The sequence below is a fragment of the Streptomyces sp. ATLC9 genome (assembly GCF_057196705.1).
The window spans coordinates 1-13,355 of record NZ_JBXUOY010000142.1; the positions used below are offsets into that span (position 1 = coordinate 1).

Annotated in this window: 11 protein-coding genes, 1 tRNA gene and 2 pseudogenes; 4 read left to right on the top strand and 10 right to left on the bottom strand. The window is 73.1% G+C overall.

Annotated features, from left to right (window positions below; translation table 11 throughout):
* The 3 genes from AC2CJA_RS15780 to AC2CJA_RS15790 form a co-directional block, all read right to left on the bottom strand.
* The coding region (locus AC2CJA_RS15780; RefSeq protein WP_484603342.1) for a tetratricopeptide repeat protein at window positions 1–1,574 on the bottom strand (1,574 nt) is incomplete at its 3' end.
* Window positions 1,575–1,758: 184 nt separating this feature from the next.
* Window positions 1,759–1,832: transfer RNA gene (locus AC2CJA_RS15785), tRNA-Met, on the bottom strand.
* A 53-nt stretch (window positions 1,833–1,885) separates the two neighbouring features.
* The gene (locus AC2CJA_RS15790) at window positions 1,886–4,843 is read right to left on the bottom strand and encodes a UPF0182 family membrane protein (RefSeq protein WP_484603352.1); all 2,958 of its coding nucleotides are present in this window, start codon (window positions 4,841–4,843) and stop codon (window positions 1,886–1,888) included.
* Between the two features lie 134 nt (window positions 4,844–4,977).
* Here AC2CJA_RS15790 and AC2CJA_RS15795 point away from each other — a divergent pair, with 134 nt between their 5' ends.
* A complete protein-coding gene (locus AC2CJA_RS15795; protein ID WP_484603343.1) occupies window positions 4,978–5,568 on the top strand; it encodes a PPA1309 family protein in 591 nt (196 codons plus the stop codon).
* Window positions 5,569–5,598: 30 nt separating this feature from the next.
* Here the strand turns inward: AC2CJA_RS15795 and AC2CJA_RS15800 are convergent, their stop codons facing one another.
* The 4 genes from AC2CJA_RS15800 to AC2CJA_RS15815 all read right to left on the bottom strand — a co-directional run bounded on the left by AC2CJA_RS15800 (window position 5,599) and on the right by AC2CJA_RS15815 (window position 8,822).
* On the bottom strand, window positions 5,599–6,687 hold the full coding sequence (locus tag AC2CJA_RS15800; protein WP_484603344.1) for a YlbL family protein: 1,089 nt from the start codon (window positions 6,685–6,687) through the stop codon (window positions 5,599–5,601).
* Window positions 6,688–6,712: 25 nt separating this feature from the next.
* Window positions 6,713–6,958 carry a hypothetical protein gene (locus AC2CJA_RS15805; RefSeq protein ID WP_484603345.1) on the bottom strand — a complete coding sequence of 82 codons (246 nt, stop codon included), beginning with the start codon at window positions 6,956–6,958 and terminating at the stop codon, window positions 6,713–6,715.
* A 223-nt stretch (window positions 6,959–7,181) separates the two neighbouring features.
* Window positions 7,182–7,640, bottom strand: coding sequence for a molybdenum cofactor biosynthesis protein MoaE (locus AC2CJA_RS15810; protein WP_484603346.1), 459 nt, complete (start codon window positions 7,638–7,640; stop codon window positions 7,182–7,184).
* Between the two features lie 72 nt (window positions 7,641–7,712).
* Window positions 7,713–8,822 (bottom strand): SDR family oxidoreductase, encoded by a 1,110-nt coding sequence (locus tag AC2CJA_RS15815; RefSeq protein WP_484603347.1) that lies wholly within the window; start codon window positions 8,820–8,822, stop codon window positions 7,713–7,715.
* A gap of 146 nt (window positions 8,823–8,968) precedes the next feature.
* Here AC2CJA_RS15815 and AC2CJA_RS15820 point away from each other — a divergent pair, with 146 nt between their 5' ends.
* Entirely contained in the window at window positions 8,969–10,417 is a 1,449-nt protein-coding gene (locus tag AC2CJA_RS15820; RefSeq protein ID WP_484603348.1) for a zinc-dependent metalloprotease, read from the top strand.
* Window positions 10,414–10,941, top strand: coding sequence for an NUDIX hydrolase (locus AC2CJA_RS15825; protein ID WP_484603349.1), 528 nt, complete (start codon window positions 10,414–10,416; stop codon window positions 10,939–10,941). The genes AC2CJA_RS15820 and AC2CJA_RS15825 overlap by 4 nt, the downstream gene beginning before the upstream one ends.
* 229 nt (window positions 10,942–11,170) lie before the next feature.
* Here the strand turns inward: AC2CJA_RS15825 and AC2CJA_RS15830 are convergent.
* The 3 genes and pseudogenes from AC2CJA_RS15830 to AC2CJA_RS15840 form a co-directional block, all read right to left on the bottom strand.
* A pseudogene (locus AC2CJA_RS15830) lies at window positions 11,171–11,437 on the bottom strand (hypothetical protein); the annotation flags it as partial.
* Window positions 11,423–11,852: pseudogene (locus AC2CJA_RS15835) on the bottom strand (TerD family protein); the annotation flags it as partial. The pseudogenes AC2CJA_RS15830 and AC2CJA_RS15835, both read right to left, overlap by 15 nt.
* 69 nt (window positions 11,853–11,921) lie before the next feature.
* Entirely contained in the window at window positions 11,922–12,509 is a 588-nt protein-coding gene (locus AC2CJA_RS15840) for a M48 metallopeptidase family protein (RefSeq protein WP_484603350.1), read from the bottom strand.
* A gap of 242 nt (window positions 12,510–12,751) precedes the next feature.
* On the opposite strand from AC2CJA_RS15840, the gene AC2CJA_RS15845 reads away from it, so the two are divergent.
* Window positions 12,752–13,355, top strand: a 604-nt coding sequence (locus tag AC2CJA_RS15845; protein ID WP_484603351.1) for a ThiF family adenylyltransferase, incomplete at its 3' end; no start/stop codon positions are given.

Genomic DNA, 13,355 nt, shown 5'->3' on the forward strand with positions numbered 1-13,355 from the left:
GCCAGACGCAGGGCGGCCCGGCCGTGGCCCGCCTCGGCCGCACGCGTCCACCACAGGGCGGCCTCCGGCTCGCTGCCCTCGCGGGCCAGCAGCAGGCCGAGGTTGAAGGCTCCGTTGCTGCTGCCCGCCTCCGCCGCGACCCGGTACCAGTGCGCGGCCCGGACCACGTCGCCGCGCGCCGCCGCGCACATGCCCAGCCGGACCTGCGCACGCCGGTGCCCCTGCTCGGCGGCCCGCTCGTACCACTCCTCGTACTCGGCCGGCGGTCCGTGGGCGTCCAGGGCGTCGGCCGTCGGGGCCTGGCGCTCCAGCAGCGCCGCCAGCCGGAAGGCGCCCTCCACGCTGCCGCCGCCCGCCGCACGGCGCAGATGCCGCTCCGCGGTGTGGGCGTCACCCTCGCGCAGCAGCGCGATGCCCACCTGGAGCGCCGCCTCGGTGTGGCCGGCCGCGGCCGCCTGCTCGTACCACCGGCGTGCGGCGTCCTCCTCGCCGCGGCCCGCGTACAGGATGCCGAGGTTGAACGCGGCGTCCACGCTGCCGGCCTCGGCCGCCTTGGAGAACCACGGCTCCGCACCGGCCGCGTCACCGCGCTGGAGCAGCAGCACGGCCAGCGCGTTGGCCGCCTCGCGGTGCCCGGCGTAGGCGGCACGGCGGTACCACTGCTCGGCCTGGGCGGTACGGCCCTCGGCGGCGCACAGCAGCGCGAGGTTGAAGGCGCCGTTGGTGTCGCCCGCGTCCAGCGCGACGCGGTACCAGCGTTCCGCGGTCTGCCGCTCGCCCCGCTCGGCGTGCAGCGCTCCCAGGGCGTTGGCCGCACTGCCGTCGCCGTCCTGGGCCGCGCGGCGCCACCACTCGGCGGCGCTGTCGGTGTCGCCCGCGTCGCTCAGCAGGAAGCCCAGGGCGCGCGCGGCGCGCGCCTCTCCGTCCTTGGCCGCCGTCAGGTACCAGCGGGCCGCCTCCCGCAGCTCGCCGCGCTCCTCCAGGAGCGCGCCCAGGCGCAGCGCGGCACGCCGGTGGCCGCGCGCCGCGGCCTGGCGGTACCACTGCTCGGCCTCGGCGCCCGCCTCCTGACGGCGCGCCAGGGTCCGGGCGATACGGTAGGCCGCCTCCCGGTGGCCGCGCTCGGCGGCGGTCCGGTACCACTTCTCGGCCCCGCCCTCGCCCCGGTGCTCCAGCAGGTCGGCGAGGGCGTACGCGCCGAGGGTGTGGCCGGACTCGGCGGACCGCCGCAGCCAGTGCCCGGCCGCCGCCTCGTCGCCGCGCTCGCGGTGGTGGCGGCCCAGGGAGTGGGCGGCGGCCGCCGAACCGGCGACGGCCGCGACCCGCCACCAGCCCGCGGCCTCCTCGGCCTGGCCGAGCTGGTGGAGCAGGACGCCCAGGTTGTTCGCGGCGGCTCGGTCGCCGGCGGCGGTGGCGGCGCGCAGGTACGGCTCGGCCCCCTCCAGGTCGCCCCGGCGCAGCAGCCGGGCACCGAGCGCGCTGATGGCGTCCGTGTCGCGGTGATCCCGGAGGTCCGTGCGGCTCACGCCGCCCCCCGTGCCCTCATCTCTCGCCTTGTCCCCCATGAGGCCCATCGTCGCACCACCCGCAACCCGCGTACATCCGGTATACCGCCGCCAAGGAAGTCACTTCAGCGTTTTGTCGACTTCCCGATACAGCTACCATCCAAACGCAAAGCGCTACCGTGCGCCTCCTCTGTCACATGCCCAACACACGGAGAAGGACCCGGAGTCAGTGACTCCGGGTCCTTCTCTTCAGTAGCGGGGACAGGATTTGAACCTGCGACCTCTGGGTTATGAGCCCAGCGAGCTACCGAGCTGCTCCACCCCGCGCCGTTGTGTTCACAACCTTACCACGGCGCGGAGGGAGCCCGCTCACCACCGATTCACTCTTCCTTGCGTCCCTCGTCGTTGCCGTCCTCGGGGTTCTTGCCGTCGGATCCGCCCGCGCCGTCGCCGCCTGCCGACTCCTGCGCCTCGGCGGCCCGCTCGAGCGCCTCCTCCAGATCCCGCTGGGCCTGGCCGTAGGCGTCCCAGTCCTGCTCGCCCAGCGCCTCCTGACCCGCCTCGAACGCCTCCTGGGCGTCCTGGAGGGCCTCCTGCACCGTCGGGTCCTCCGAACCGTCCGCGGGCGGCGGCGTGGTCTCCTCCTCGCCCGGAGGCGGCTCCTCGCCCTCCGCCGGCGGTTCCTCGGCGCCCTCGACCCCGAAGACGGCGTTCAGCGCCTCGCCGAGGGTGTTCTCGAAGGCGGTCTCCTCGCCGTAGGTCACCAGCACCTTGCGCAGCAGCGGGTAGTTGGTGCCCGCGCCGCGGACGTAGACCGGCTCGACGTAGAGCAGACCGCCCTCCAGCGGCACCGTGAGCAGGTTGCCGTACTCGACCTCCGAGTCACCGCGCCTGAGGATGTTGATCTCGTTGGCGATGTCGGTGTCGGAGTTGAACCGGCTCTGCACCTGCTGCGGGCCGGACACCGTGGTGTTGGAGGGCAGCTTCAGGATCCGGATGGTCCCGTAGTCGTCGCTGCGGGCGTCGGCGTTCACCGCCATGAAGGCGCCGAGCGTCTCACGGCCGCTGGGGTTGAAGGTCGTGGTCAGGGAGAAGGTCTGCTCCTCCTGGTCCGGCATCTTCATGCTCAGGTAGTACGGCGGAACCGCGTTGCCCTCCTGCGTGGTCGGGTCGTCCGGCACCTGCCAGCGCTCACTGCCGCTGTAGAACTGGCTCGCGCTGGTGACGTGGTAGCGCGTCAGCAGCTCGCGCTGGACCTTGAACAGATCCTGCGGGTAGCGGAAGTGGTCCATCAGCTCGTCGCCGATCTCGCTCTTCGGCTCGACCGTGCCGGGGAATGCCTTCGTCCAGGTCTTCAGCACCGGGTCCTGTTCGTCCCACTCGTAGAGCCTCACCTCACCCGAGTAGGCGTCCACGGTGGCCTTGACCGAGTTGCGGATGTAGTTGACCCGGTTCTGCTGGGCGATGACCGCGCGCTGGCCGTCGGTCAGCGCGTCGGCGGTGGTCTCCCCCAGGGTGGTCCGGGACGAGTAGGGGTACTGGTTGGTCGTGGTGTAGGCGTCCACGATCCACTGGATGCGGTCCCCCACCACCGCCGGGTACGGGTCGCCGTCGATGGTCAGCCAGGGGGCCACCGCCTCGACGCGCTCCTTGGGCGTGCGGTTGTAGAGGACCCGCGAGCCCTCGCCGATCGCGCCCGAGTAGAGGATCTGCGGTTCGTTGAAGGTCACCGCGTACGCCGCGCGGTTGGCGATGTTGCCCAGGCTGACCCCGCTGTCGCCCTTGTAGCTGTAGGTCTTCTCCTCGCTGCCGGCGATGTAGTCCAGTTCCTGCTGCGGACCGCCGACGATGGAGTACTGCGTGGTCTTCTCACCGTAGTAGACCCGCGGCTCGTAGCCGTCCTCGGCCAGTTCGCCCTCCGGTGGGAGGTTCTTCTCGATGAAGGCCGGCGCCCCGGTCGAGGCCACCTCGGTGCCCTTGCCCGCGACCATGCCGAAGCCGTGGGTGTACTTGAAGTGGTCGTTGATCCAGTTGCGCTCGGTGATGCCGTTGATGTTGATCTCGCGCAGGCCGACGACGGTGTCCTGCTCCTCGCCGTCCTCGGTGCTGTATCGGTCCACGTCCAGCGTGGCCGGGAACTGGTAGTAGCTGCGGACCTGCTGGAGCTGCTGGAAGCTGGGCGAGACGACGTTCGGGTCGAGCAGCCGGATGCTGGCGGTGGTGTTCGCCGCCTCGCGCAGCTCCTCGTTGCTCGCCTCGCTCTCCCCCGAGTAGTCCGAGACCTTGGAGTCGTCGATGTCGTAGGCGTCGCGGGTGGCGTCGATGTTCTTCTTGATGTACGGCGCCTCCTTGGCCTGCTCGTTCGGCTGGACCTGGAATTTCTGCACGATCGCCGGGTAGAGACCGCCGATCAGGATCGCCGAGAGGACCATCAGGCCGAAGCCGATCACCGGGAGCTGCCAGGTGCGCCGCCACAGGGTGGCGAAGAAGAGCACCGCGCAGATCGCGGCGATGAAGAACAGGATCGTCTTGGCCGGGAGATAGGCGTTGGCGTCGACGTACCGCAGGCCCGTCCAGTTGTCCGTCGCCTTGAAGTCGCCGGACTTCACCGCCAGGCCGTAGCGGTCGAGCCAGTACGCCACCGCCTTGAGTGCCACGAAGACGCCCAGCAGCACCGAGAGGTGACCGGTGGCCTGGGACGTCGCGCGGGCGCCCGGCGTGGTCAGCCGCAGCCCGCCGTAGAGGTAGTGCACCAGCGCGGCGGCCAGCAGGGAGAGCACCGCGGCCGCGAAACCGAAGCTCAGCAGGAAGCGGTACCAGGGCAGGTCGAACGCGTAGAAGGCCACGTCCTTGCCGAACTGCGGGTCGGCGGTGCCGAACGGGACGGCGTTCACCCACATCAGCCAGGTGCGCCACTGGCCGGCCGCCGACGCTCCGGCGATCAGCCCCACCAGCGCGGTGACCCCGAGGAGCACCCACTTCTTGTACGGGGCGATACCCATCCGGTAACGGTCCAGGTTCTGCTGCTCCAGCGACATCGCGCTCAGCGGGGGACGCAGGCGGTGTGCCAGCCAGATGTTGAGGCCGACGGCCGCGGCCATCAGCAGACCGAAGACGGCGAACATGCCGATCTTGGTCCACAGGGTGGTGGTGAAGACGGTGGTGTATCGGACCGAGCGGTACCACAGCCAGTCGGTCCAGAACCCCGCGAACATGACGAAGAGCATGGCCAGCACGGCCAGCGCGCCCACCGTCATGAGCAGGGTCTTGGCGCGCCGGGAGGGCCTGCCGACACTGATCCGTGGTCCTGAGGGCCCGCCCGGGCCCCGGTCCGGCATCTGGAAAGCCAAGGTGCGCACCTCGAGAATCGCAGCGGAAGGGACTGGCCCCGAATGCTAGGGCCCCACCCATGCAACTTACTGAACCTTTACCCGGTTCCCGTTCCCGGGGGGTTCGGCGGCACGATATGAGGATGAACAACCTTCCAATCGACGGCACACCTCTGGCCGCGGGCCCGCTGACACGGGCCGTGCTGGAGATCGACGAGTACACCGCGGGGCTGGGCTGGGACCAGCCCGCCCGGCTGTTCGCCCTGGTCGACACCGACCGGCTGCGCACCGAGGAACCCGCCCTGGCCGAGCAGCTCGGGCTGGGCGTCGAGGAGCACCGGGGCGGCGAGGCCTCCGCCCCGGCCCCTCTCACCCCGGTGGAACAGGACGAACTGCCCGCCGGAATCCCTCTGGACGAGTTCCTCGGCACCATCGCCTGGCCCGACGCGGTCTCCGGCTGCGCCATGACGGTGGAGCGGCTGATGCTGCCGCCCTCCGCGGAGACGTCCGTCCCCGAGAGTCTCCAGGAGGAGGGCGCCGAGGAGCGGCTGGCCCGCTGGGTGGCCGAGCACCCCGAGCGTCAGGAGGTCCGGATGACCGTGGCGGTGCTGCGCGACGGCGCCCGGGAGTCGGCGCTGCGGCTGCGCGAGAAGGACTCGCCGACCGAGGTGCTGACCGGCCCGGATCTGGTGCCCGGGCTCGCCGAGGCGCTGGCCGCCACCTTCGGCGACTGACGGCCGGACCGCGGCGGAGGGGGGAACGGGTCAGCCTGCCGCGCACCGCGGCAGGCCGGCCGTCTCCCCCTCCCTGATGTCCTCCAGGGCCTCCAGGGCGTCGTCGATCGTGCCGACCCTCACCAGGGTCAGGCCCTCGGGGGCGTCGCGGGCGGCGGTGGCGCAGTTGTCCTCGGGGGTGAGGAAGTACTCGGCGCCCTTGTCCCGGGCGGCGATGGTCTTCATCTCCACACCGCCGATCGGGCCGACCCGCCCCTCGCCGTCGATGGTCCCCGTACCGGCCACGAACTCGCCGCCGGTGAGGTCGCCGGGGGTGAGCTTGTCCATGATGCCGAGAGCGAACATCAGCCCGGCGCTGGGACCTCCGACATCGGCCAGTTCGATGTCTATCTCGAACGGGAAGGTGTGGTCGAGCCCCGCCCGGATCCCGACCACGGCCCGTCCGTCGTCGTCGGCCTTCTCGGTGGTGACGGTGACCTCCCGGGAGACGGTGGGCTCCTCGCCCGCCTTCTCGGCCGCCTTCGCGGCCTTCGCCGGGACGACGGTGAAGACCACCCTCTGGCCGGGCTCGTGCTCGGTCACCAGCTCGGCGACGTCGCCCGGCTCCTCCACGGCCTCGCCGTCCACGGCGGTGATCACGTCCCCGGCGTGCAGCCTGTCCTCGGCCGGCCCGCCTCTGACCACGGAGGAGACGACCACCCGCTCGCCGACCGGGACGTCCAGCTCCCGCAGGGCCGCGACCTTGGCGCTCTCCAGCGACTGGGTGAACTCCTCGGCGTTCTCCTCGCGCACCTCCTCGGCCGACCTGTCGTCGGGATAGAGGGTGTCGTGCGGGACGACGGCGCTGTCATCGGCCAGCCAGCCGTGGACGGCCTCCACCAGGTTCATCCGGTAGTCGGCGCCGGTGACGCGGACGGTGGTCATGTTCAGGTGTCCGGACGGCTCGTAGGTCTTCCTGCCCTCGATGCTCAGCACCGGTTCGCCGTCGTGCTCGCCGAGCGTGTTGACGGTGGGGCCCGGTGACATCTCGGCGTACGGCACCCTGATGAGGACCGCGGCGCAGAGCACGGCTATGAGCAGCAGGGTCGAGGTGAGCATCGTCGCGGTCCGGCGTGGCATGGCACGACAGTACGGGAATCGCGCGTCAGTCGGCGGCGGAGGCCCGTCCGTCCGGGGCCGTGCGGGAGACGGCGGGGCCCTCGCGGCCGCCCCGGCCCTCCTGCTCCGTCCCGCGGCCGTGGGGGCGTTCCATGGCGGCGCGGAAGGCCTCGTATCCCGCGACCCCGTCGGCGTCCCCGAAACCGCTGGGTTTCCGCGAGGCCCACACGGACCACACGGCCGCCCCGACCGCGGCGACGAACGGAATCAGCAACCAGGCGAGTGCCGCCACAGTGACCTCCCGATCCTCGAGTGCGCCGGAGATACGGCCTATGAGCAGACTAGATCCCGGTTGAGTCAACCGTTCCGGCAGGGGTGCCCTTCCGCAACTCCACGCCCCGCGGGACACCCGCTCCCCGGCCCCGCGGGGACTGTTCCCGGCAGGCACCCCCGCATGCACCGCGTGGCCGTGGCACATCTGCCCGGGAGACCCGGCCCGCGGGTCTCGGCCGCTCCTACGCCCCCACCCACTCCTCGGTGCCGTCCGTGAAGGTCTGGTGCTTCCAGATCGGCACCCGGTGCTTCAGGTCGTCGATCAGGCGGCGGCACGCCTCGAACGCCTCGGCGCGGTGCGCGCAGGAGACGGCGACGACCACGGCGAGATCGCCCACCGCCAGGTCCCCCACCCGGTGGACCGCGGCGAGCGCCCGTACGGGGAGGTCGGCCGCGACCTCCTCGGCGACCCTGCGGAGCTCGGCCTCGGCCGTGGGGTGGCAGGAGTAGCCGAGACCGGTCACCCCCGCGCCCCCGTCGTGGTCGCGCACGGTGCCCGCGAACAGCGCGGTGCCGCCCGCCGAGGCGTCGCCGACTGCCGTGAGGACCTCGTCCACGGAGAGCGGGGTGTCGCGGATCGCCAGCAGGCGGATCGGGTCGGGCGCCGCCCGCTCCCCGGGGTGGTCGTACGTCTGTGCCATGGGGTCATGGTGCCGTACGGGCGCGGGGGCGCCGGGGGCGGCCCGCCGACGCGCCGGCACCGCTTTCCGGCGTCAGACCCGGCGGCGGGCCTTGCGGGCACGCCGGACCAGGGCCGCGGTGCCCACCAGGGCGACGGTGGCGCCCGCGGCTCCGAGGGTGGTGGCGTCCTTGCGGCCCAGGCGGCGGCCCGCGACCGCGTGGCGCCCCGCCGCCTCCTCCAGCAGCGCGGCCAGTACCTCCTCGTTGGTCCACTTCGGCCGCCAGCCCGCCTCGTGCAGCCGGGAACCGCTGACCACCCAGGGATGCATGGTGTACGCCAGGTCGCCGGCCGGGGAGGGCGTCAGCCCCAGGCGGTGGAGCCGGGAGGCGGCGCCGAGCGCGACGGCGGAGGGCAGCTCCATGCGGCGGATGCCGGACAGTTCCTCGACCTCCTCCTGCTCCAGCCAGCCGTCGCAGCCGACCGCGAGCTCGCCCTCCGCCTTCTCCAGCGCCGCGTACTCCAGGGCTCCGGCCAGGTCCTCGACATGGCAGAACTGCCAGCAGGGCCGGGAGCCGGCCACGACCAGCAGGCGGGGGGACTCGAAGTAGCGGGTCAGTGCGGTGTCGGTGCCGCCGACCAGGACGGCGGGGCGCACGACCGTGACGTTCAGCCCCGGGTGCGCGCGGGGGGCGCGGCGGGCGAGCCGTTCGATCTCCAGCAGGTCGCCCACCCCGGTGGCATCGGCGGTCGCCCGCAGCTCGGCGTCCTCGGCCAGCGGCACGTCGTTGTCGGGCAGGGCCCCGTAGACCATCGCCGAGGTGCACAGCACCACCCGGCGCACGCCCGCCGCGGCGGCCGCGGTCAGCACGGTCTGGGTGCCGCGCACGTTGTAGGCGGTGCGGGCGGCGGGGTCGGTCTCCAGATCCAGGTCGAGCGCGAGGTGGACCACGGTGTCCACCGGCTCGCCGTCACCGCGCAGCCGGTCGGCGATGGCCGGATCCCGCACGTCCAGGACGTGCCACTGCGCGCCGTCCACCGCGCCGCGGCGCTCGTCGAGCGCGATGACCCGCCCCACCTCGGGGGAGGCCGCCAGCCGCTCGGTGAGCAGCGCGCCGACCCCCGATCCGGCGCCGGTGACCGCGACGACGGGCCCTGCGGCTCCGTTACGCGGACCGCGAACGTTTGGCTCCTGGGAACTCACCCGGTGTCTCCCGCGGTTGTCTCTGGGTACGACGTGCGCAGGCTCCATCCTGCACGAGAGGTGTCTAGGCTGGACGTAGAGCCCGCCACATCGCACACCATCCCACCGACGTCCCAGCGTCCCGTCCACCAGAGCCGAGGAACCCCGTGAGTGACATCCCATTCGGATTCGGCATGCCGCCCGAGGAGCCCGAGGAGGGCGACGACGGACGGAAGAAGGGCGACGACCAGGGCGGCCCGCGGAACCCGTTCGGGTTCGGCGGCGCGGGCGGCGCCGACAACCCGCTCGCGGCGATGTTCGGATCGCTGGGCGGCGGCTCCGGCGGATTCGACCCGAACGACCTGGGCGCCGCGTTCCAGCGGCTCGGCCAGATGCTCAGCTACGAGGGCGGGCCGGTCAACTGGGACATGGCCAAGGACATCGCCCGGCAGACCGTCGCCGCGGGCACCCCGGACGGCACCAAGGACTCAAGTGTCGGCCCGCGGGAGCGGAAGGCGGTGGAGGAGGCCGTACGCCTGGCCGACCTGTGGCTGGACGGCGTGACCTCGCTGCCCTCCGGCTCCGGCTCGGCCCTCGCCTGGAGCCGCGCCGAGTGGGTGGAGTCCACCCTCCCGGTGTGGAAGGACCTGGTGGACCCGGTCGCCGAGCGGGTCGGGGCGGCCATGGGCGACGTCCTCCCCGAGGAGATGCAGGCCATGGCCGGCCCGCTGCTGGGGATGATGCGCTCCATGGGCGGCGCGATGTTCGGCACCCAGATCGGACACGCGCTGGGCGTGCTGGCCGGCGAGGTGGTCGGCTCCACCGACATCGGTCTGCCGCTGGGGCCCGGGGGCCGGGCGGCGCTGCTGCCGGCCAACATCGCGGCCTTCGGCGAGGGCCTGGGCGTGCCCCTGGAGGAGGTGCGGCTCTACCTGGCGCTTCGCGAGGCGGCGCACCAGCGGCTGTTCGCCCACGTCCCGTGGCTGCGCTCGCATCTGTTCGGCGCGGTGGAGGGATACGCGCGCGGGATCAAGGTGGACACGGCCAAACTGGAGGACGTCGTCGGCCAGCTCGACCCGTCCCGCCCGGAGGAGCTGCAGGAGGCACTGCAGCAGGGCATGTTCCAGCCCGAGGACACCCCCGAGCAGAAGGCGGCCCTGGCCCGGCTGGAGACCGCGCTGGCACTGGTCGAGGGCTGGGTCGACGCGGTGGTCCACGCCGCGGCCGAGCCCCATCTGCCGTCCGCCTCCGCCCTGCGCGAGACACTGCGCCGCCGCCGCGCCGGCGGCGGGCCGGCCGAGCAGACGTTCGCCACGCTGATCGGGCTGGAGCTGCGGCCCCGGCGGCTGCGAGACGCCTCCCGGCTGTGGGCCTCGCTCACCGACGCCCGCGGGGTGGACGGCCGCGACGGGCTGTGGGCGCACCCGGACATGCTGCCGACCGCCGAGGACCTCGACGACCCGGACGGTTTCGTCCACCGCGAGCAGCTGGACTTCTCCGAGCTGGAGGGGCTGCTGGGCAAGGAGTCCGGTACGGAGGGCGGCGCGGAGGGCGGACGCGGTCCGGCCCCGGACGGCGAGGACGGCCCCGGGGACGAGCGCGGCGGCGCCCGGTGAGCCTGCACGAGGACGCGGCGCGGACGCTCGGGCAGTGGTCGGCGCCGGACGGCGCGCAGGAGGCGCTGCGTCTGGCGTACCGCGATCATCTGGCCGTCCGCCCGGACGGCGTGTGGCGGTCCTGCGCGGACGGGCACATCACGGCGAGCGCCCTGGTGGTGGACCCCCGCCGCGGACGCGTGCTGCTGACGCACCACCGCAAGCTGCGGATGTGGCTCCAGACGGGCGGGCACTGCGAGCCCGGCGACACCGCCCTCGCGGGAGCCGCTCTGCGGGAGGCCGTCGAGGAGTCGGGCATCGACGGGCTCACCCTGCTGCCGGGCGGACCCGTCCGCCTCGACCGGCACATCACGCCGTGTGCCTGGCACCTGGACGTGCAGTACGCCGCCCTGGCGCCCGAGGGCGCGGTGGAGGCGGTGAGCGAGGAGTCGCTGGAGCTGCGCTGGTTCGGCTGGGACGAGGTGGCGGACGTCGCCGACGACTCCGTCGTACGGCTGGCGGACCGCACTCGCGCACTGCTGTGACACCGGGGCGCGCGGGCGGCCCCCGGGAGAGGGCCCGCGTGCCCCGCGCCTTCCGGCCGGTCAGTTGGTCCAGATGTTGCCCTGATTCTGGCCGCGGGCGCCGTGCCGGCCCATGCCGTACTGCGCCCCCCGGGCCGGCCGCCGCGTTCTGCGGCGGCGGCAGCTCGCTGGGCTGGACGAGGGCGAAGCCCCGGCCCATGAAGTCCAGCTCCCAGCCCTCCCCCGTGCTGCCGCGCCGGCGGAACACACTCCGGGAGCTGGTCTGGGCCTGCATCCGCACCCGCGGTGAGCTGGACCAGGCGACCACCGCGTCGGAGTCGGCGGAGGCGCAGACGGCGTCGCCCTGGAGCTCGATGGGGTGGACGTGCGCGGCGTTCTCGGCGAAGAACACCTGGCCGCGGCCGGTGCAGCGCATGAGCTGCGTCTCCTGGCCGGTGGCGTTGCCGATGATCCGGCCGGCCGGCCCGGCGCCCTTGTGGGAGAAGTCGCCGGGCATCACGGCCCGCTCGGTGGCGAACTCCGAGCCGTCGAACGAATAGCGCGCGACCTCCTCGCCGCCCGCGACGATCCGCAGATAGCCGGGGCCGGTCCGGGACATCTGGCCGTCGCCGTCGATCGTGGCGGTGAAGGACGGCTTGTGGATGTTCGCCGGAATGCGCTCCAGCGTCCCTGAAGGATTCCGTGTCGCCCGCCTGGGCGCCCAGCAGCCGGATCGCTCCCTCCGGCGACCCGGGCTGGTTGAAGAAGACGAGGTAACGGTCGTCCGACAACCGCTCATCGGCGTCGAGACCGGAGCAGCTGATGTCGAATGACAGCCCCGGCGCGGAGATCCGCACGCCCACGTACAGATCCGTTCCGGCTGTCAGATCGCTGATCCTGGCCTTGTGGCCTCGTTGGAATTCCCTGGCCACGCGTAACGGCCGTCCCCCATCCGAAGCGGTGAATTGCGTCGCGCCAGGCTAACCGGTGCCCTCCGGGGCTCACTCGCCCCCGTCACGGGTAATGTTCGGCAGCCTGCCGGCGGCGATCACGCCCTCAAGGAATCCCCGGGCCCTCTCCGTGCGCGGATAAGTCTCCAACAGCCGCCAGAAATCCGGGCCGTGCCCCGGGACCAGCAGATGGGCGAGCTCGTGCAGGAGGACGTAGTCCAGGACGTACTCCGGCATCCCCTGCAGACGGTGGGAGAGGCGGATACTGCCCTCGGCGGGGGTGCACGATCCCCATCGGGTGTTCTGGTTGGTGACCCAGCGCACGGTGGACGGGCGGGCGCGTCCGAGCAGGTACTGCTCGGACAGCCGCAGCGCGCGGGTGGCCAGCTCCCCGTCGTCGAGCGTCCTCCTGCTCTCCTGGGCGGCCAGCTTGTCGAGCATGACGCCGACCCAGCGCCGCTCCTCCTCCTTCGACATCCGGGCCGGGATGAGGACGACGGTACGGCCGCCCTCCCGGTAGGCGGAGACCGTGCGGCGGCGGCGTGCGCTGCGGCGGACCTCGACCTCGTCCGGCTGCGGCGCCGTGCCGCGCGGGCCGGGGCCCGGTTTCTCTACGCTGTTCAGCGGGTCTGCGGGCATGCCACGACGTTACCCGCCGGGGTCGGCGGAAGTCCCGTCCCCGGGTCGCCCGCGGGGACGCACGCCTGTGTGCGAGCCGGTGGCGCGTCTCCGGACATCTCGCGCCCCCGGTGTGACGAACGCCACATCCTGTGGACAACTCTCCGCGACGGCCACGGCGAAGGACTCAGGCTGGGGTCGTCCGGTCCTCTTCCGGCGCCGGGTGCGCCGGGAGCGGTTCAGCAGTGGTCCAGGGGGTTGCCGTGCATCCGATGATCAAACCCGCGCTCCGGCGTGCCTGGCGGGACCGGAACACCGTGCGGTACGGGGTGGCGCCCGCCCACTCGGTGCTGCTGGGTCCGGTGGACACCGCGACCGGCGGTTTCCTGGATCTCTTCGACGGCACCCGCAGCCTTCCCCAGCTCAGACAGGCCGCCGAGGCGATGGGGCTCGGGGCGGACGCGGCCGACCGCCTGGTGGCGCGGCTGACGGCCGCGGGGCTGCTGGACGACGCCACGGCCCACCGGCGGGCCGCGGCCCGGGTGGACGACCGGCTCCGTCCGGATCTGGGGTCGCTCTCGGTACTCCGTCCCGAGCCGGGCGGCGGGGTGCGCCGGCTGGCCGCCCGGGCGGCGGCCCGAGTGCGGGTGCGCGGTGCGGGACGGGTGGGAGCGACGGTGGCGGCACTGCTGTCGGCAGCCGGGGTGGGGCAGGTGGACGTGGTGGACGGAGGCTGCGTGGCGCCGTGGGACACCGCGCCCGGAGGCATCGCCCCCGACCAGACCGGTGAGCGGCGGGCCTCGGCCGCGGGCCGGGCGGTACGGCGGGCGGCCGCCGGGGCGCGGTCTCCCCGCCCTGGGCGGGGAG

What these genes read in the sequence shown, in the direction of transcription:
- AC2CJA_RS15790 (WP_484603352.1), bottom strand. Translation starts at nt 4,843, where the DNA reads ATGCCGGACCGGGGCCCGGGCGGGCCCTCAGGACCACGGATCAGTGTC.
- AC2CJA_RS15795 (WP_484603343.1), top strand. Translation starts at nt 4,978, where the DNA reads ATGAACAACCTTCCAATCGACGGCACACCTCTGGCCGCGGGCCCGCTG.
- AC2CJA_RS15800 (WP_484603344.1), bottom strand. Translation starts at nt 6,687, where the DNA reads ATGCCACGCCGGACCGCGACGATGCTCACCTCGACCCTGCTGCTCATA.
- AC2CJA_RS15810 (WP_484603346.1), bottom strand. Translation starts at nt 7,640, where the DNA reads ATGGCACAGACGTACGACCACCCCGGGGAGCGGGCGGCGCCCGACCCG.
- AC2CJA_RS15840 (WP_484603350.1), bottom strand. Translation starts at nt 12,509, where the DNA reads ATGCCCGCAGACCCGCTGAACAGCGTAGAGAAACCGGGCCCCGGCCCG.